This is a genomic window from Comamonas sp. w2-DMI (assembly GCF_040187735.1).
In the GTDB taxonomy this organism is placed as follows: domain Bacteria; phylum Pseudomonadota; class Gammaproteobacteria; order Burkholderiales; family Burkholderiaceae_C; genus Comamonas; species Comamonas terrae.
In genome coordinates this window covers 25,187-42,287 of record NZ_JBANEL010000016.1, presented here as the reverse complement: position 1 = coordinate 42,287, position 17,101 = coordinate 25,187, and the positions used below count along the sequence as shown (strand labels likewise).

Genomic DNA, 17,101 nt, shown 5'->3' with positions numbered 1-17,101 from the left:
CGGTCGCATGCGCACGCGAGTGGGAGAAGACAAGGCCCTGGGCTCAATTCAGAGTCAGGGCCTTGCGGATCAGAACGACTCGGCAACTTCCAATGCGGGCGCATCGGCAGTGGCTTCATCGGCAGCTTCAGCGGCGGGCCTGGCGGGCTCGGACGCAGCGGCTTGCGGCTCGGCGGACGTCGCGGGGACATCCGTGGCGCGCACGTCGCGTTCGTCGCGGTCGTCGGCGTCGGTCGGCTTGGGCTCGGCCTTGTAGACGAGCTTGCCATCGACCTTGATCCAACTGACGAACAGCAGGCGGGCCTTGAGGCTAACGCCCTGCTCGCCGGCACGCTTGCCCTTGGAGTAGGTAAAGGTGTCGGTCCACAGGTCGCCCAGGCGGAAGCCGATCATCACCTTCTTCTCGGCATCAACCGCTTGGATGCAGCGGCGCACCAGGTGCTGCGCTTCGGAGCCCGAGACGCGCGTGTCGAAACGCACGTAGGCCACATCATCGCTGGGGCCGTTGAGCGCCGCGATGTCGCAGGCCAGGAACGCATCGCCTTTCTTGGGCTTCACTTCGCGGATGCGATTGAGATACCCGAGTCCGGTGATGTGCAGGTCGAAGAAGGACTTTTCGGTGGAAGTGGTCATGGTGAATCTCCTGAGAACAAAGAGGCGGAGACACACCCGACCCAAGGCGGGGAAGGTGTGGAACCCCCGCGTGGGTTGAAGGAACAGCTTGGGTGGCATCACCATCGGGAGAACCGATGGCCGTTCGCGCTGGGATGCCGGAGCGAACTGGGTGATCAGCGCGGTCGGAACCGCATCGCAGTCTTGAAGATCGAGACTGCCTGGGCATGCTGCTGACGGGTGTCAGCGGAACATGGTGGTAAGCGTGGCGCCTGGCACGCGCCCGCGCGAGCGGCAATCGGTATCCGTGACTCTCCGTATTGCTGGCGCTCTTCAGTCCATTGCGCCAGTGGGGAGCTTGAGCCGACATGCGGCCGGGGCCGCTGAACCAGAAAAAAGAGAAGCCCCCGTGAAGGGGCTGGGAAGCAGGCCAGTCAGTGGCCGGCCGGCGCAGCGGGCATGGGCTGCATCGACAGGTGCGTGGCCGTGGCCGACACTTCGAGGTCGTCCTCGCTGTGCAGGATGCGGGTAAAGACCCGTTCCTGCAGGTCGAAGAACTCGCCGAAGTCGTCGCCGCCGAATTCGGCGCGCGTCAGTTCCCACCAGTCGTCGAACGCATCGACATGGGGGTTGCAGCCCACGGCATAGGCGATCGTCTTGCGCCGTCCATCGGGCTGGCGCTCGCCACGCTCGGCCATGAAATACACGCCCTGGTCCTTGACCAGGATGACGCGGCACTGGTTGGCCGCTGCCTCGGCGAGCACGGGCCGAAGCGCGGCGCCTTTGAATCGAACAGTCATGGAAGTGATCTCCAATGGAGGTACGAGAAAATGGCTTCCCGCCGTGAGGACGGGAAGCCGCTTGGGGATGCAGGGACTCAGTGCTGGACGGGCTTGCGACCGGACAAGCGCTGCACGCGGATGAGGCGCCAGCTCCCGTCGTCGATCAGTCGCTCCAGGACCTGGCCTAGCGCGTCGAAGGACACTTCATCGACCCGCTCGACCAGTTCGTCGTCGCGGTGCAGTTCCATCGCGTAGAGGTCAAGGCCGCGTTCGTAGAGCACGCTGACTCGTCCCTGGAACTTCGCCGAGGCGACCGTGAAGCCGATGGCCGGCGGCGTGGCGATGATGTTGCTGGGGCTCGGATCGACCACCGTGAAGTCCCGCGCGCCGGCATCCACCAGCAGGTGCGTGATGCGGCGAAAGCCATCGGGCGCGGGCAACTGTTCCAGTTGATGGATCAGCTCCTGCAGCTCAGGGCACTGCGGCTCAGGGATCGGCAACTTGGCCGGCGCGGAACCCAGGATGAGCCGCTTCACCGTGTACGGCTGGCCGTCGGCGGTGAACTCGGTACTCTCCTCGGGCGTGTCCGCGCGCACGCCGTCGAAGCGGCGCCGCGCATACGGTTCGACCTGCACCTTGGCGCCTTCGTCGGGCACGTCGGTGACGAGCGCCTTGTCGAGCACCGCGAACTCGGCCCGACCCGTCTTGACGACGATGGCCTCGTCGGTGGTGGCGATGACCTTGCCCTCGAAAGGCTTGGGATCGATGTGGAAGCCCAGCGTCGAAACTTTGGGCTGGCCGTCGAAGATGTTGAACTTGAAGCTGCGGACGTTGGAAGGCACGTGGCCGCGAACCAGCGTCGGCATCTGTGCGCGGATGGCTTGGGTATCCATTAGGAGGCTCCTTGTGGCAATCCAAGGAACTTCCGCCCGCAAGGGAGGCATGTCCCTTGGGGGTGAGGTGGATGGACGCGCATGCGCCCGTGGAAGGAAAAGCAACCAGCACGGCGAACCGTGCCGCAGCCTCGAAGGTCTCGACTGCCTGGGCATGCTTGCCGGCAACGCCAGCGAACATGCGAGCAGCGTGCGTCGGGTGTGGGCCAGCGTCGCGGGGGAATCGGCACTGCGCCGCCACCGGCTTCGTCCAGAAATGAAACGAGCCCCGCGTGGGGGCTCGAAAGGTGGTGTCAGTCGTCGTAGATCGGCAGGCCGTCCAGCACCTGCGCATCGGCATCGAAGACCAGCATGCGCACGTCGGCGAGCGCGGCCAGGTGCAGCACATGCACCAGCGATTCCGGCATGCCCTTCTTGCGGTGCTCCTGCGTCAGCCGCTTGGCCGTGATGCCTTCCACCGCGCGCAGGTTTTCGTCGCTCCAGGGCGTGGCGATCAGCTTCAACCCGATGGCCGGGCTGTACGGGATGCGGAAGGCGACGAACAGGAACAGCGTCGGCGTGGCGATGTCCGCCAGCTCCGCGAGGAACTGGTGCGCCTCGGCGTCGAGGTGCGCACTGCTGATCTCCCAGCACCTGCTGTAGTAGCCGGTCTCGAAGCGCAGGCGCCGCACCACCTCACGGGCCGCTTCCTCGGAGTAAGTGTCGCCCACGTGCCGCGGCTTGCCGTCTTCCTCGGCCATCACGGCGTAGACCACGTTGCGGGCGAGTCCGTGGCTGCGGCATTGCGCTTGCAGCTCGTCCGGGACCGCCTGGTCCTCGGTGATCAGCACGAAGTCGTCCGAGGAGATGCAGGCCCGCCGTTCGACCTGGCTGTCCGGCTGATTCGACTGCGAGGGATGCAGCGGCAGGTAGGTCAGCGGGCAGTCGTCGTCGTAGGAGATGGCGAGCAGCCGCTGGACGGACAGGCCGTCGTAGCCGCGGACAAAGGGATTGTTGTTCGGGTAGGACATGGGATTTCTCCAGCAGAGGATGGCCGAGGCAATCCCCTGCTGGGGAATTGAACCCCAGCACGTGGATGAAGTGGCAGCCGGTCAGCCGGCAACGGTAGAGGACGGGTCGCCCAGCGCCTTCAACAGGTCGAGCAGGCCGCCATTCGCAAGCTGGTACAGGCGGTTGTAGTCGTCGCCGGTCGGCGCCTGCTCCAGGCGATCCAGCCGCGCATCCAAGTCGAGGATGCTCTGGTGCACGTCGCGGGCGATGCTCAGTGCAGAAGCTTTCTCGGCCGGCTTGCGCGTATCGAGTATCGAGAGAATTTCGGCGGGCGATGGGTAGCGGCAATCGGGGCCGTACTCGACCGCGAACACCTCGCGCCCGGTCAAACCGGCGTTCGGCGCTCCAGTTCCGATGCGCAGCACGTGCTCGTCGGGGACATCGTGGCCGGCGTAGTCGAACACCACGATGCGCGGCTTGCGCACGTCGGCCGGCCAGCCTTCCAGGATGACCGCATCGATGTCGTCGTCGGTCACGAGCAGACCGATGGAAAAGTCAGGGGACATGAATCACTCCTTTCAAGAAAAGGAGGGACATGGCCCCGATCGGGGACGCATGTCCCTCGTGGGGTAGGAAGAAAGAAGAACGTCGGCAGGCCGCAGCGCGGCTCACCAGCCGTTGTAGTTCAGCGTCAGGTCGGCGATGACCTTGCGCCGTTCCAGGTCGAGGCCGCCCAGGTCGGACAGACCATCGAAGCCGCAACGCTTGAGCATGGCACCGCCCTCACGGGCGTTGTAGAAGCTCACCATCGCGGACAGGAACATCCGCTGGCCGCTGCTCAGGACGCCGAGGGCGTCGTTGAGCATCATCAGCTTTGGCTTCAGATCCCACTTGGTGGTGGCACGCTGCAGGCCTTCGCAGGTTCCGTCGCCGAACCATTCGGCTCCGGCGATGTGGACGCCGCGCTTCCATGCCTCAAAAAAGGCTTGGGGCGCGGCGGCGAAGTGCTGGTGTTCCAGCTCGATCTGATCAAGTACCTCTTGAGGCAGTGCACGGTTCATGACTTGGCTCCTGGTGGTTGGACATCACGGGTTGAGTCGCTGCTGCCAGCGGCCCGTTTGCAGGGCGTGCTCAGCGGCGTGGTGCGAGCGGAAGTAGCTGACCGACTCGCGCGAGACCGGGCCGTCCGCATCGGCGGTGCCGATGTAGTGGCCGGCCGCGCTGCACAGCACCTGCAGCGGCAGGCGCTTGCCGACGTAGGCCAGGGCCTGGAAGCCGATGGATTCGGCGCGGGCCTGTTCAGCACTCAAAGGTGCCGATGCGAACGCAAGGAACATGGGTTTCTCCTGGTGGTTGAAGACCGGGAGCACCACGCCCTGACGGGAGCGGAAAACTCCCGAAGGGTTGAACATCGAAAGCACCCGCGTCGTGGCGACGCGCGTCCGCGGTGGTCGGTGCGAAGCGGACTGGATCGGTCAACGTGGCGAACCGCGTTGCAGCCTTGAAGACCGGAGCTGCCAGGGCATGCTGCTGACGACCGTCAGCGAAACATGCGGGAAGGATGGAAGCCCCGAAGCGCGCCGTCGCCGATCAAACGGAACTGCGCGTCGTCCGGTTTGGCCCGAGCACTGCCGGCAGGAGCGGTGCACGATCCGTCCGCCCACGACAAAGGCGCCGAAGCCCCGCAGGACTTCGGCTGGAGAGGAATCAATCCACCTGTGGGCTGCAAGCAGGCCAGGCCGTCGTCAAAGCCATTCGCTGCGTCAGCAATCTCACCCGGCCCGTTTCGTGGCTGGGGCCGGCATCCTCTGGCGTGTATCCACACACAAAGGGAACCCGTTGTTTCGCCGGCGGGCACCGGCACCGAATACCGTCGACCGCAAGCGGTCTCCTGGCACCTCGCAGCCTTGCAGGCCAAGACGTCAGGAGACCGCTCGCGGATGGACGCAAGCACCTGGATCAGCGGAACCGCGTCGCGCGCGACTCGATGGAGTAATGACCTTCTCGCCCTGCCGGCCGTGATCGGCCCGTGCAGGACGCGCACACCGTTGCAGAAGGGAACGCGCGCTGGGGAGTCCCGCGGGGCGCGGGAGGTTTGCCCCGCCGTCGGCAGCAGCCGGCGTGGCAGAGGGAGACGTGGGCGTCAGTTCGCCCTGGAGCGCCGAGGCGGCGTGCTGGATGGTCGGCGGGAGGCGCCGCGCTCGCCTGCCGCGGTATCTTCGACCGGCTGCGTGCCCTTGCAGTCCGGGTAGCGGCTGCACGACCAGAACGCGCCGCTCTTGCCGCTGCGCTGGCGCATCGGGGCGCCGCACTGCGGGCAGCTCGGTGCAGGCGGGAGCTTGAGATCGAGCGTGGCGCTGCGGTACTGCTGCACGAGCTGGGCGACCCAGCTCGATTGCTTAGCGATGAAGGTGTCCAGCGTCATCTGACCGGCCTCGATCATGTCCAGCGCCTGCTCCCACACCGCCGTCGTGCCCGGATCGGCGATGGCCGCCGGCACCGCGTCGATCAGCGTGAAAGCCGCATCCGACGCGCGGATGGCACGGCCCTTTTTCAAGAGATAACCGCGGGCCAGCAACCCGCTGATGATGTTGGCGCGTGTGGCCTCGGTGCCGATGCCCGTGGTGTCCTTGAGCTTCTGCTTAAGGCGCGGGTCGGTCACGAGCTTGGCGACGCCCTTCATCGCTTTGACCAGTTCGCCCTGCGTGTAGGGCTTGGGCGGCAGCGTCTTCAACGCCTTCAGTTCGACCTGGCCGACCTGGCAGGAGGCCCCGGCGCGCAACGCCGGCAGCACCTGGCCGCGCTGCGCGTCCTCGCCGTCCGTGTCGTCGAGCTCCGGCGCCGCCAGCACCTGGCGCCATCCGGCCACCGCGATCTGCTTGCCGACCGCGACCAGCGACTGCCCGCCGCTCGTAAGCTGCACCACCGTCCTGTCGAACTCGTGATGCGGCAGGAACTGCGCGAGGTAGTGGGCGCGGATCAGCCGGTAGACGGCCAGCTCCTTCTCGCTCATCACCGAGAGATTGGCCGGTTCCAGCGTCGGAATGATGCCGTGGTGCGCCGTGACCTTGCCGTCGTTCCAGGCGCGCGAACGCTACTGGTGATCCAGGCGGTCGATCAGCGGCCGCAGACCGGGATCGGTCTTGACCAGGCTGTCGAGGACGGCCGGCACCTCGGCCAACATGCTCTCGGGCAGGTAGCCCGAATCCGAGCGCGGATACGTCGTCGCCTTGTGCGTCTCGTACAGCGCCTGGGCAATGTCCAGCGTCTCCTGCACGTCGAGGCCCAATTGCTTGGAACACACCTCCTGCAAGGTGCCGAGGTCGAACGGCAGTGGCGGGCCTTCGCGCACGCGCTCGGTCTCCACCGACAGCACCTGGGCGGCGCCGGCCGCGCGCAGGCGCACGGCGGCCTGTTGCGCCACCGGCTGCTGCAGGCAGCGGCCGGCGTCGTCAGTGCTGCCCTGCGGCGGCGTCCAGCTTGCGACGAAGGACTGGCCTGCATGCGAGAGCGCGACCTCGATGGCCCAGAACGGCACCGAGACGAAGCGTGCGATCTCACGATCACGGTCCACGACCAGCTTGAGCGTCGGCGTCTGCACGCGCCCGACCGACAGCACGCCGCTGTAGCCGGCCTGGCGGCCCAGCAGCGTGAACAGGCGGCTCAGGTTCATCCCGATCAGCCAGTCAGCACGCGATCGGGCGAGCGCGGAGAAGTACAGTGGCAGCGTCTCGGCGGATGGCTTGAGTGCACCCAGCGCCTTGTGGATCGACGCATCGTTGAGCGCCGACAGCCACAGCCGCTGGATCGGGCCGCGGTAGCCGCACAGCTCGATGATCTCGCGGGCGATCATCTCGCCCTCGCGGTCGGCGTCGGTCGCGATCACCAGCTCGCCTGCCTTGGCGACGAGCTGCTGCACGACCTTGAACTGCGCCGCGGTCGCCGCCTTGGGCTCGACACGCCAGCGCTCGGGAAGAATGGGCAGTTGTTCGATGGCCCAGCGCTTGTACTGCTCGCCGTAGCCTTCGGGCGGAACCGCCTCGACTAGATGACCGATGCACCAGGTCACGATGACACCGGCACCGCTGTAGCAGCCGTTGCCGCGTTGGCCAGCGCCCAGCACACGGGCGATGTCCTTGCCCTGGGACGGCTTCTCGCACAGGAACACGCGCATGAAGCCTCCTTGGAAGTGTGCGGTTCATCGGATGGCCCCAGCTTGGCCGGGCCAGCGGATGACGGCAGCAAGGAAGTCGATCGGCGCAGACACCGCTTTGTGATCAGCAGGCGATGCGTTGCCGCAGCGGCACGCGCGGCACTGCAACGGCTGGCGCAGCGGGAGCGTCGTTTCGGGAGGGCGGCTGGAATTCGGTGGAACACCCTGGAGCTATCCCCTGGGGATAGCTGGTGCATGTCGGGCGTCTGACGGTTGCTACAGCCGCCCCTGCGGGGAATCAGCCCTTGGCCTTGGTTTCCTTCGGCGCCTTTGTCCCCTTGGCTTCCTTCGGCGGCGGTACTGCCGCCTCGGGTTCCAGCGTCCTGGCGCTGAGGGTCACGGCCTGGAGGCGGTACGGCAGGATGCCCACGCGCCGAGCCTCGATCTTGAAGGTCGTGCGCTCGTTGTCGTCGGCGTCCTCCCACTCGTCCTTCACGGTCCGGCCTTCCACCAGCACGCGCATGCCTTTCTGGTACAGGTCTTTCCAGTGGTGGGCGTCGCGATGCCACAGCTCCACCGGCGCCCAGAAGCCGCCGCGGTCCTCGAACTCGCCGTCCTTCTTCGGGATCGGGTTGTCGAAGTAGACGTTCAGGCGCAACAGCCGGCGCGGCTCGTCGTTGCCGTTGGGGAATTCGCGGTAGTCCGGCGCAGAACCGATGTTGCCTTCGCCGACGAAGTGCGTGCTCATGGTGACTCCTTGGGGGTGGTGGATGGAACGGACGCGGCATGCCCGTGGACACGCCGCAGGTAAGCCGCTTCGGCCTGCGCGGCCTTGCTGGCGCACTCCTGGGCCTGGCGGCCCAGCGTGTGAAGGAGGCTGATCTGCATGTTCAGCGCGATGCGCTGCAGCTCCATCGCGTACAGGTCATCGATCAGCGAGGCCGGCGTCGCCGGGGTGTCGAGCAGCGACTCCCACAACGCCACGCCCATCGAGGAACGGTCGTGGTTGCGCCAGCGCAGGAAGGTCGTGCCCGCGCCCGTGGTCTGCTGGGCCAGTTGCACGTCGAGCAGCGAGAAGGGATAGGCCCGCGCCTGTTGCAGCACGCGCCGCTGCGCCAGCCTGATCAAGTGGTCGCGCAGCGCCGTGCACTGGTTGGCCCAGGCCTCCAGACTCCCCTTACCCTTAAAAGGCTGTAAAAGGCCTTTTAGGTAGGCCGCGTGTTCCAGGCGCTGGAAGTCCGCCTGTTCCAGCGGCAGGAAGCGCGCCGGTTGGCCGGTCGAAGACGATGCCGTCATGCCTTGGCGCCTTCGCCGTCCAGATCGTCGTCCGCCACGTCGGCTGCGCCAGCGACGGGTGCGGCCTCAACGGCTGCACCAGGCTTGCCTGCCCGCCGCGCGATCGGTGGCGCAAAGCGCGAGCGGCGCGTGCCTTCGAGCACGTCCTGCGGCAGCTCGCCGAACTTCTCCAGGGCCGCCCGCGCCACCGCGTTCTTCGAGGCGAAGTCGTCGCGCGTCGCGCCGGAGTAGCGGTACTGCTGTGCCAAGGAGAACAGGCTGCGCAGCGCGTGCGCGCCGTCGTTGAGCCAGCGTTCCAACGTACTGCGGTCGATCAGTGCGGTGTGATGGGCAAGGATCAGCTTGCGCGCCAGGTCGTCATAGTCGGCCAGCAGGTACACCGCCATGAAGCCGAGCTGCGCGTTGACGAACAGCGGCAGCTTCACGGGCTGCACGTTCATGTTCTCGCCCAGCGAAAGCGCAGGCGGCACGTCGGCCAGTGCCTGGTCCACCTGCTCGCGCAGCGCCTGCAAGCTCGTCTTGGTCTGCGTCAGCTTGTCCTCGATGCGCAGCATCCAGAAATCCGAGTAAGGATCGTCCTGCTCGGCACCGCGCTTCATCTTGTTCATCACGCTGATGTAGCCGTTGAGGCCGATGATGCCGGGCCGACCCTCGGCGGGCGCTCGACCATGCCAGATGCGCGAAGCGTGGTGGGTGTGCAGCGTCAGCGACATCGCGCTGCGCAGCGATCCGAGGTTCAACTGCAAGGGCTGCTGGGATTCGTTGGCCATGGTGACGACTCGCGGTAAAGGAACGAGCCGCCAGCATCGGCATCGCCCGGAAGGGCGTCAGTCAACAAACCGCAGCGGGTGCGTCCCCGGTTGTCGTCCCGGAAGGCCGCGTGTTGCGTCTATCCCCAGGGGATAGCTCCCCGTCTCAGGCGATGAAGACGGGGACCGAACCGGGGGCGCGGAAGGCTGCGTGTTCCACCTATCCCCTGGGGATAGGTCCGCGCCGGGCTGCGACGGTGCGACACATGACAGAACCGAAGCCGATGGCTGGAAGGCTTCGTGTCCCAGCTATCCCCTGGGGATAGCTGTTCAGGCGTTGCCCAACGTCGAACGCAGCTTCGCCAGGTAAGCCCGCGCTGCCTCACGGCCGGGGCCGTTAGGTGCGGGCGGTGGCGATGCAGAAGGAGCCGGTTCGGGTGGCCGTGGCGGCGGCGCAGGCGGCGTCGATGGCGAGCCGCCTTCGCCGGCCCAAGCCTTGAACTCGCCGCGGATCGCCTTCTGGATGATGCCGAACAGGTAGCCGGCCGGGTTGCGCACCGCGCTGTTGCGACAGCGCGCATCCCATTCGTCCAGCACCGCCTGCCGCAGCGACTCGTCCACCTGCTGCAAGGCCACCATCGCGCCGCTTTGCTGTTCGTCCTTCAAGCGCAGCAGGCGCTCGGGCAGGCGCAGGTGCTGCAACGCCTTCGCGCGCGGTACTGTACGTACTTCACTATGATTTTCTTTACGTACTGTACGGTCCTCCTTCGGATTCCGAAGTGAGCCGTCTGGCGCGGGTTTCGGCCCTGCTTCGGAATCCGAAGACGGGCCGTCGAGATTCCGAAGTAGGCCGTCCTGGCCTTCTTCGGATTCGTGATCCACAGGCTCTTGTGGATAACTCGCATCGACCCATTCGTTGCAGGCCATGCGTTGTGCCAGCACCTGTAGGCGCGTGGGCAGCGTGCGGCCATTGAGCATCGGGTCTTCGGCGATCTCGCGCAGGGTGTTCGCACCGACGATTTGCACCGCCTTCGCGGCATGGGTCAGCGCCTGGCTGACCAGGCCCAGGTAGTCGGGGTCGAGCTGCATCGCCTCGAAGGGTGTCAGCGGTTCGTCGTGCAGCACGTAGAGGTTGCCCAGGATGCGCCCGGTCTTCGGGTCGCGGCGCCGTCGCACCAGGCTCAGCCAGCGCGTCAGCCGCAGCAACGTCAAGGCGCGCGCCACGGTCTCGTGCGAGGCTTGTGCCGCGCATGGCATTGAGGCAAGAAAGGGCCGGAGCTGGTCGTAGGTCGGGAAAGCCGTCACGCCGTCGCTCTGGAGCTGCAGGCGGAACACCTGCCAGGCGTTGCGCTCCAGCGGCGTCAGGCGACGGTCGAGGAACAGCGCGCGCGGCACGCTCTCGTGCCGGTTGCCGCTGTACAGGAAACCGTCGCTGACCGGCGCGGCCTGCGCCGCAGGGGCAGTGCCGCGCGGGGCTGGCGGTGCCGATGGTGTCGGGGGGACCAGTTCGCGCAGCGCGTCGTCGAACAGTGCCGACAGCGCCACGGGGCCATCGCGCCGGGGTGAGCCGCCGGTCGCCATGGTCTACACCAGCCCCTGATCGATCCAGTTGCGTATCGCCGACCAGATCACCGACATCGGCAGGTTCAAGGTCTCGGCCAGGTCCATGGTCAGCGCCAGCATCGCCACCTCGTCGTCCAGCGCGACGCCGCGCTCCGTGACGCCGGCCTTCCATTGCTTCCACAACGCCGTGTCCTGCGCCTCGTCCAGCACTGGATGCCGCCCCTTGCGCTTGGGCAGGCCGAGTATGTCGCGGCGCAGGGCCACCTCCTGGTGCGTCAGGCCGTAGAAGCGGCTGACCATCTCGGTGCTAGCGCCCAGGCGCAGCATGCGGTCAACCGTGGCGATCTCGCGCTCCACGTCGTGCACCTGGCTCAGCAATCGCTTGAGCACCTCGCGATTGACCGACACCGAGCACCACGAGACCGTGGCATTGACCAGCATGCTCACGAGTTCGGGATGCTTCAGCGCATCGAGTTCTTCCTCGCCGAAGCCCATCGCCTTGCAGCGTCGCAGTTGCCCGTTGCGCAGGTCGTGCAGCGCCTGCGCGATCACGGCCTGGTTGAGCGGGTGCGGTGCGGACATGGCTGGTCTCCGCTCAGGCGCCAGGGGCATTGGCGCCCGCGCCGGCTTCCAGATCCAGAAGCCGACGCGCCAGGCGCAGCAGCCGGAACAGTTTGACCAGCCCAGCATCGCTCAGGCGCGGATAGGCACCGCCGCCATACAGCAAGGGCGCCAAGTCATCGGCCAGCCGGGCGTGATCGAGCCCGGCCACGGCACGGGCGGCGCACAGCGCTTGCAACAGCGTGAGCACCGCCCGCGCGAACGGCGGCATCGCGCGCGCAGCCGGCGGGGCCACGCAGGCGAAGCCGACGCCGCCGTCGCTGGGCTCGACCTTCTCGGCCACGCCGGCTTCCTCCGCGATCTCGCGCGCGAACTGCGCGATGTGCACGCGCAGCCGATCCGGCACGTCCAGGCCGGGTTCGATATACCAGACGTCCGAGATGGGGTAGAGCCCACCGGCCTGCACAGGGATCGCGCGCAGCGCGTCAGCCTCGAAGTCGGGCAGCTTGTCTCCCATCTGGTCGGCGACCATGCGCTGGATGGATTGCAAGCGCTCGGTGGTCGGCGCTGGCGACACGATGTGGCCCTGCAGGCGTTCATCGCGCCGGTCGTCGCCACTCTGTTCGCCCTCGGCGCCAACCATCGATGCAGCAGCGCTTGCGCCCGTCGTAGCGGGCGAACGGGACTCCGACGACTGCATTGATGGGGTAACCAGCGACGATGGCGGCGGCGACGGCCGCGGCGGCTCGGGCGCAGCGGCCGATGCCGCCGATGGTGCTGGCCTTGCCGCTGGTGGGGCCGGATCGCCGGTCAGCGCACGCTGCCGGCTCTCCGTGTCGTCGATCTCCAAAGTCAGCGTGTCGTAGTCCGCTTCCAGCAGCTCGGCCATCTGGCCTACCAGCTCGTCCTGCACCCGCTGCGGCGAGAAGTTGTCGGGCTGCGCATCGAACTGCGCAAGCACGTCCTGGAACAGCGTGGCGAAGTCCACCGACAGGCTGCGGCCCAGCGCACGCCGCTCCCAAGTGCGCTCGCAGGCCTTGCGCAGCACCGCGAGCCGTTCGACCTGGTGCCGGCCCAGCCCACCGTACAGCAGGTTCGGGATCGCCGGCAGCAGGTAGTGCACCGCGTCCTGCATGCGGCTGATGTGCGACTGCGGCAGCGGGAAGCCATCGGCCGTGAGCCGACGTGCCAGCTCGCTCTGCGACAGCGGTTGGCCGCTGTCCCGCCCCATCTCCTGTTCGTAGAACTCGCGCGCCTTCTCCACGCCCAGGGCTCTCTCAATGAAGCTCAATCCTCCGCGCAGCTCGTTCTCGGCCAGGTGCCCGGTCAGCATCACCACCTCGCCGCGCTGCGGCCAGGGGCGGAACAGGCAGGGGATGCGGAGAAAGCGTTCGTTCTTCGTCTCGCTCCACAGCTCGCGCAGGATCGCCAGGCGTGTGTTGCCGCCGTTGCGGATGATGTAGTGCGGCTCGCCGGGCCGGCGCGTGATGGCGGGCGGCGCGTCCAGCCCGCGCTCGCGAATCGACGCCTTGATGTCCTCGTAGGCCGGGTTGCGCGTCACGCGCGGGTCGTGGTCATAGGGGCGCAACTGGTCCAGCGTGACGACCATCGGCGTGTCGGCGATGGGGTCGGTCAAGGCTGCGGCCGAAGGGCTGCTGCGCTCGAAGCCCGAGGCCAGCAGCTTCGCGGCCATGTCATCTGGCGTCATGTCAGCCATGGCTGCGCTCCTGCGGCGATGCCGCGGCTGCCTGCGCCTGGCGGTCGGCGCGGCGAAGCTGCGCACGGGCATTGCGCTCGGCGCGGTGGTCGCTCGCCGTCGAGCTGGTGTAGATCGGCGCGCAGCCCTGCTTCGTGAACAGCAGGTGCCCGCCACGGGTGCGCACCACCTTCCAGCCCTCGCCCAGGGCGAACTCGATCAGCGCTCGCAGCCGCTTGTGGCCGCGCGCCAGTTCATGCGCGCTGGCCATGGCCGGCCCCTCCCGCGTTCTCTCGGCCGGTGACGAGCGCGAAGCGCTCCTGCCACGCCGGGAAAAGCTCGCCGGCCAGCGCGCGCATGGTGTCCAGTGCCGCGGGTGCGGCGCGGCCCGCCGGTTGGCGGTACTCCACGCGGTGCACCGGCAAGCCTCGCGTCGCTGCGCGCGGATACGCCTCGATCGCCGACACGTCGGTGTCCAGCACGCGCACGCCAGGCTGCCCCTGGAACACCTGTCGCAGCGCTTGCTGGATCAGCCGCGCGTTCGACGACACCGGATGCACGCGGTTGATGAGCAGGTGCAGCGGCGGCGGCTCGATGCCCAGGTGCCGGTACGGCGCGATGTCCTCGATGAGCTGCAAGGTGCCGCGGCGCAGCTCACGGGCCGCGAGGATTTCCGGGGTCACCGGCGACAGTGCCAGGTCCGAGGCCAGTACCGCCATCTCCAGCAGCACGCTGCGCGCGCCCTGGGTGTCGATCAGCAGCAGGTCGTAGCGCGGCGCGAGCGTCGGCAGCAGGTGGCGCAGCCTCAGTCTGCCGTCCGGTGCGTGCAGCAGCAGCGTGTTCAGCTCGCCGCGGTCGTCGTTCGACAGCACCAGGTCCAGCCCGGCGATGGCGGTACGCGATACCAGTTGCTCGGCGCGCTGCTCGTTGTAGGCCAGCATCTCGTAGATGCCGGCCGGCGCGCGCTCGGCCAGCGTGAAGTAGCTCGACAGTGTGGGCTGCACGTCCAGGTCCAGCAGCAGCACGCGCAGCCCGGCGTCGGCCGCGAAGCCGCCCAGGTTGGCCGCCGTCGTGGTCTTGCCCACGCCGCCCTTGGTCGAAATGATGGACACCACCTGCATGGGCTTCTCCCGGTTGATTGGCATGTGCCGGAAGAAGCGTCAGGCGCGCTCGTTGAGGCGGTCAGCGATCCATTGCTCGACCTCCACCGAGTCCCATCCCACGGCGCGCACGCCCAGGCGCAGCGCCTTTGGGAACTTGCCCTCCTTCATTAGCGAATAGATGTGGGCGCGCTTGAAGCCGGTCTTGGCCTCGACTTCGGCGCGGCGCAGGATGCGGTGCTCGGCCGGCGTAACCGGCGCTGTGGTCTGCGAAGACATGAGAGACACTCCTTGACGCTCATTGGCGTTGTTCGGAAAGTGCCTCGCATTGAATAGACGGCCGCCGCGGAAATCACTGCAATTGCAGAAGGCGCGACTGCAATTGCAGGGCGCGGCCGGGACTTGAATCAGCGCGACGCTTCGAGGTGGCGCCGCGCCTGCGCGAGCTTGCTCCACAGCGTGCGTTCGCTCAGGCCCGGCCGGCCTTCGTGGTGCGCGAGCAGCGCGCTCACCACCGCGTCCATGCTGTGGAAGCACGAATAGGCCGTGCCCGAGGGCGACTTGCCCAGCAGCAAGGTCAGTAGCCCACCGATGATATTGAGGTAGGTCGTCTCGCTGCGCAGGCCCGGCTCGCGCGACGTGTCGCTGGCATCGCCGCGCGCCGCCTGTTCCTTCGCCAAGGCTTCGTGCGCGGCTCGCAGCGCCTCGCGCACCTGCGAGAGTTCGGCGAGCTGCACCTTCGTTGCCTCGCGGTCGGCCAGCAGGATGTTGAGCGTGTCCACGCTCACCACCGGATGCACCGCGCGTTCGATGTCGTCAAACAAAAAACCCGGCCGCTCGCCGGGGTAGTAGTGGGCCATCCACGCTTTGAGGTCCACATGGCGCACCGTCAGTTGCGGATCGTCGAGTTCCGGCCGCTGCCCATCCAGCACGATGCCGGCACGGCCGCCGGCCAGCTCGCCATGCGTCAGCGCATCGAAGATGCGTTCGGCATACAGGCGCAGCAGCGGCCAGCGCGGAAACTCGCCGGGCTCCGGCATCGCGCGCGGTCCCAGCGTTTGCAGGATGCGCTGCTCGAAGCGCAGCAGCCCGCACCAGCGGATCGCCGCCTCAATCGGGCGGTAGTAGGTCTTGGCGCCAAAGGCGAGGCTGCTCGATTTCGTCATCGCGCTCTTCCCATCGTCGGATCGACAAGTGGCAAGCGCGCACGGCCCATGTGGGCGCGGCGATTGCCCCAGAACCCGATAAAGCGCGGGCCGGCCGGCACATGGTGAACGTTGGGCTCGGCGCTGGAGCCGAGCGTTGCACAAGGGGCAACACTCCTTGCGATGCCCCATACGCCGCCACCATAATGCGCCTGCGAAAAGTCTTGTTACCGGCGCAACGGTTTGAAATGTCGCGCATCCATCGACGATGCCGCGCTCAACCGGAAAACCAGGGCAAATCTTTCGTAGGAAATGGGGCAGGGTAAAGCATCAATGCGTCGGCCGGATGAGCCGGTTTGCATCCAGATAAAGCTCATGCGTTCCGCGTCAGCGCCCTGACCTCGCAGCGCGCAGGCATCGGCTTCTCATGTCATGCGGATTGCCCCAGAGGCATGCTCCTATCGCGGGGCCGCATCGTGGTCGGATTGCGATGCAAATCGGGTCTCGCGCAAGATCCAAAACGCATCGACCAACCAATCGTCCCTAAGTCATTTCGGGCGTTGATCACCACCAAACGGCGAGCCTGCCACCCGCTCCGCACGGTCGATGAAGTCACGCAGCGGTTCCAGGATGTCACCCTGCGGCCGCAGCAAATACGTCGTCAACGAAGCGTCCTGGTCCGCAAGTGGCCGGGCCACCACGTCGGCTTGCGTGCAGCCTTCGAAATGCGCCGCGCTGCAGAAGCCCACGCCATAGCCTGCGGCCACCAGCACCAACATCAGCGAATGGGTGCTGACGTACTCGGCCACCGCCGGCTGCACGCCAATGGAGCGGAACAAATGCTCGCGCTGCTGGTGGCAACCGTCGCACGCCTGCGGGTCAGACAGCACCAGCGAATACCTCACTACCTCCTGCAGCGGCACTTCCTTGTACGCCAGCAGCGGATGCCGCGCTGGCAAGGCCACCAGGAACGGATCGCGCCACAGTGGCGCCGCCACGATTTCGCCCTCCACATGCCCTACCGACGCCAGGCCTGCGTCGAACATACCCACGCCCAATCCGTGCAGGAGTTGGGCCAGCGGTACCTCCGTCAACCGGATGCTGACCTCCGGCGCTTCCTGTCGGCACAGCGCGAGCAGCGCGGCTAGGCGCGTGCGTCCGATGTCGCCTGCCAAGCCGATGAGCAGCGTGCCGTGATAGCCCGCCGCCGCATCCCGAACGCGGGCCTGGGCTTGCTCGCAGGCCAGCATCACGCGCAGCGCATCTTCCAGGAACACGCGCCCGGCCACGGTCAGCCGCACGCCACGCCCGTTGCGGTGGAGCAGCGTCACGCCCAGGTCCGCCTCCAGCCGGCTGATCCGGCGCGACAGCGGCGACTGTTCGATGTGCAGGCGCTTGGCAGCCCGGCCAAAGTGCAGTTCCTCGGCCACTGCGACGAATGCCTCGATATGACGCAAGTTCATGTTTTCTCCCTATCTGTGGGGCCACTGCCTATGGCCCTGGTCGCAGTTAAGGAGAAGAATGCAGCCGTTGCAATCACCCCTCGCAGCTCGCGATGCCT

The 17,101-nt window shown here is 67.1% G+C and carries 18 protein-coding genes and 1 pseudogene; all 19 read right to left on the bottom strand.

Annotated features, from left to right (window positions below; genetic code table 11):
• Positions 1 to 69: 69 nt before the first annotated feature.
• Positions 70 to 633, bottom strand: a complete 564-nt coding sequence (locus V8Z74_RS16650; RefSeq protein WP_096450720.1) for an STY4534 family ICE replication protein — start codon at positions 631 to 633, stop codon at positions 70 to 72.
• A 413-nt stretch (positions 634 to 1,046) separates the two neighbouring features.
• Complete coding sequence (locus tag V8Z74_RS16645) at positions 1,047 to 1,412, bottom strand: DUF3085 domain-containing protein (protein ID WP_096450722.1); 366 nt, start codon at positions 1,410 to 1,412, stop codon at positions 1,047 to 1,049.
• Positions 1,413 to 1,489: 77 nt separating this feature from the next.
• Positions 1,490 to 2,287 carry a GTPase gene (locus V8Z74_RS16640; RefSeq protein WP_349710264.1) on the bottom strand — a complete coding sequence of 266 codons (798 nt, stop codon included), beginning with the start codon at positions 2,285 to 2,287 and terminating at the stop codon, positions 1,490 to 1,492.
• Positions 2,288 to 2,580: 293 nt separating this feature from the next.
• On the bottom strand, positions 2,581 to 3,297 hold the full coding sequence (locus V8Z74_RS16635) for a DUF5983 family protein (RefSeq protein WP_349710263.1): 717 nt from the start codon (positions 3,295 to 3,297) through the stop codon (positions 2,581 to 2,583).
• An 81-nt stretch (positions 3,298 to 3,378) separates the two neighbouring features.
• Positions 3,379 to 3,843, bottom strand: a complete 465-nt coding sequence (locus tag V8Z74_RS16630) for a hypothetical protein (RefSeq protein WP_349710262.1) — start codon at positions 3,841 to 3,843, stop codon at positions 3,379 to 3,381.
• 102 nt (positions 3,844 to 3,945) lie between these two features.
• Complete coding sequence (locus V8Z74_RS16625; RefSeq protein WP_349710261.1) at positions 3,946 to 4,338, bottom strand: hypothetical protein; 393 nt, start codon at positions 4,336 to 4,338, stop codon at positions 3,946 to 3,948.
• Positions 4,339 to 4,362: 24 nt separating this feature from the next.
• The gene (locus V8Z74_RS16620) at positions 4,363 to 4,614 is read right to left on the bottom strand and encodes a hypothetical protein (RefSeq protein WP_349710260.1); all 252 of its coding nucleotides are present in this window, start codon (positions 4,612 to 4,614) and stop codon (positions 4,363 to 4,365) included.
• Positions 4,615 to 5,420: 806 nt separating this feature from the next.
• A pseudogene (locus V8Z74_RS16615) lies at positions 5,421 to 7,451 on the bottom strand (DNA topoisomerase III).
• Between the two features lie 277 nt (positions 7,452 to 7,728).
• Positions 7,729 to 8,178 (bottom strand): single-stranded DNA-binding protein, encoded by a 450-nt coding sequence (locus V8Z74_RS16610; protein ID WP_349710259.1) that lies wholly within the window; start codon positions 8,176 to 8,178, stop codon positions 7,729 to 7,731.
• Entirely contained in the window at positions 8,175 to 8,726 is a 552-nt protein-coding gene (locus V8Z74_RS16605; protein ID WP_349710258.1) for a DUF3158 family protein, read from the bottom strand. Before V8Z74_RS16605 ends, V8Z74_RS16610 begins: the two co-directional genes overlap by 4 nt.
• Positions 8,723 to 9,496, bottom strand: a complete 774-nt coding sequence (locus V8Z74_RS16600; RefSeq protein ID WP_316886759.1) for a PFL_4669 family integrating conjugative element protein — start codon at positions 9,494 to 9,496, stop codon at positions 8,723 to 8,725. The genes V8Z74_RS16605 and V8Z74_RS16600 overlap by 4 nt, the downstream gene beginning before the upstream one ends.
• A gap of 309 nt (positions 9,497 to 9,805) precedes the next feature.
• On the bottom strand, positions 9,806 to 11,056 hold the full coding sequence (locus tag V8Z74_RS16595; RefSeq protein ID WP_349710257.1) for an STY4528 family pathogenicity island replication protein: 1,251 nt from the start codon (positions 11,054 to 11,056) through the stop codon (positions 9,806 to 9,808).
• A gap of 3 nt (positions 11,057 to 11,059) precedes the next feature.
• A complete protein-coding gene (locus V8Z74_RS16590) occupies positions 11,060 to 11,620 on the bottom strand; it encodes a DUF2857 domain-containing protein (RefSeq protein WP_096450754.1) in 561 nt (186 codons plus the stop codon).
• Positions 11,621 to 11,633: 13 nt separating this feature from the next.
• Complete coding sequence (locus V8Z74_RS16585) at positions 11,634 to 13,316, bottom strand: ParB family protein (RefSeq protein ID WP_349710255.1); 1,683 nt, start codon at positions 13,314 to 13,316, stop codon at positions 11,634 to 11,636.
• A complete protein-coding gene (locus tag V8Z74_RS16580; RefSeq protein ID WP_349710254.1) occupies positions 13,309 to 13,566 on the bottom strand; it encodes a type II toxin-antitoxin system HicA family toxin in 258 nt (85 codons plus the stop codon). The genes V8Z74_RS16585 and V8Z74_RS16580 overlap by 8 nt, the downstream gene beginning before the upstream one ends.
• Complete coding sequence (locus V8Z74_RS16575; RefSeq protein WP_349710303.1) at positions 13,550 to 14,416, bottom strand: ParA family protein; 867 nt, start codon at positions 14,414 to 14,416, stop codon at positions 13,550 to 13,552. Before V8Z74_RS16575 ends, V8Z74_RS16580 begins: the two co-directional genes overlap by 17 nt.
• 39 nt (positions 14,417 to 14,455) lie before the next feature.
• Complete coding sequence (locus V8Z74_RS16570) at positions 14,456 to 14,674, bottom strand: AlpA family transcriptional regulator (RefSeq protein WP_349710253.1); 219 nt, start codon at positions 14,672 to 14,674, stop codon at positions 14,456 to 14,458.
• Positions 14,675 to 14,802: 128 nt separating this feature from the next.
• Complete coding sequence (locus tag V8Z74_RS16565; RefSeq protein ID WP_349710252.1) at positions 14,803 to 15,561, bottom strand: ATP-binding protein; 759 nt, start codon at positions 15,559 to 15,561, stop codon at positions 14,803 to 14,805.
• A gap of 527 nt (positions 15,562 to 16,088) precedes the next feature.
• On the bottom strand, positions 16,089 to 17,003 hold the full coding sequence (locus V8Z74_RS16560) for a LysR family transcriptional regulator (protein ID WP_349710251.1): 915 nt from the start codon (positions 17,001 to 17,003) through the stop codon (positions 16,089 to 16,091).
• Between the last annotated feature and the right edge of the window lie 98 nt (positions 17,004 to 17,101).

Excerpts from the sequence above, each read along its gene's own strand:
- V8Z74_RS16575 (WP_349710303.1), bottom strand. The coding sequence starts at position 14,416 with ATGCAGGTGGTGTCCATCATTTCGACCAAGGGCGGCGTGGGCAAGACC.
- V8Z74_RS16605 (WP_349710258.1), bottom strand. The coding sequence starts at position 8,726 with ATGACGGCATCGTCTTCGACCGGCCAACCGGCGCGCTTCCTGCCGCTG.
- V8Z74_RS16640 (WP_349710264.1), bottom strand. The coding sequence starts at position 2,287 with ATGGATACCCAAGCCATCCGCGCACAGATGCCGACGCTGGTTCGCGGC.
- V8Z74_RS16630 (WP_349710262.1), bottom strand. The coding sequence starts at position 3,843 with ATGTCCCCTGACTTTTCCATCGGTCTGCTCGTGACCGACGACGACATC.
- V8Z74_RS16585 (WP_349710255.1), bottom strand. The coding sequence starts at position 13,316 with ATGGCTGACATGACGCCAGATGACATGGCCGCGAAGCTGCTGGCCTCG.
- V8Z74_RS16560 (WP_349710251.1), bottom strand. The coding sequence starts at position 17,003 with ATGAACTTGCGTCATATCGAGGCATTCGTCGCAGTGGCCGAGGAACTG.
- V8Z74_RS16590 (WP_096450754.1), bottom strand. The coding sequence starts at position 11,620 with ATGTCCGCACCGCACCCGCTCAACCAGGCCGTGATCGCGCAGGCGCTG.
- V8Z74_RS16650 (WP_096450720.1), bottom strand. The coding sequence starts at position 633 with ATGACCACTTCCACCGAAAAGTCCTTCTTCGACCTGCACATCACCGGA.
- V8Z74_RS16595 (WP_349710257.1), bottom strand. The coding sequence starts at position 11,056 with ATGGCGACCGGCGGCTCACCCCGGCGCGATGGCCCCGTGGCGCTGTCG.
- V8Z74_RS16570 (WP_349710253.1), bottom strand. The coding sequence starts at position 14,674 with ATGTCTTCGCAGACCACAGCGCCGGTTACGCCGGCCGAGCACCGCATC.
- V8Z74_RS16620 (WP_349710260.1), bottom strand. The coding sequence starts at position 4,614 with ATGTTCCTTGCGTTCGCATCGGCACCTTTGAGTGCTGAACAGGCCCGC.
- V8Z74_RS16610 (WP_349710259.1), bottom strand. The coding sequence starts at position 8,178 with ATGAGCACGCACTTCGTCGGCGAAGGCAACATCGGTTCTGCGCCGGAC.
- V8Z74_RS16635 (WP_349710263.1), bottom strand. The coding sequence starts at position 3,297 with ATGTCCTACCCGAACAACAATCCCTTTGTCCGCGGCTACGACGGCCTG.
- V8Z74_RS16580 (WP_349710254.1), bottom strand. The coding sequence starts at position 13,566 with ATGGCCAGCGCGCATGAACTGGCGCGCGGCCACAAGCGGCTGCGAGCG.
- V8Z74_RS16565 (WP_349710252.1), bottom strand. The coding sequence starts at position 15,561 with ATGACGAAATCGAGCAGCCTCGCCTTTGGCGCCAAGACCTACTACCGC.
- V8Z74_RS16600 (WP_316886759.1), bottom strand. The coding sequence starts at position 9,496 with ATGGCCAACGAATCCCAGCAGCCCTTGCAGTTGAACCTCGGATCGCTG.
- V8Z74_RS16645 (WP_096450722.1), bottom strand. The coding sequence starts at position 1,412 with ATGACTGTTCGATTCAAAGGCGCCGCGCTTCGGCCCGTGCTCGCCGAG.
- V8Z74_RS16625 (WP_349710261.1), bottom strand. The coding sequence starts at position 4,338 with ATGAACCGTGCACTGCCTCAAGAGGTACTTGATCAGATCGAGCTGGAA.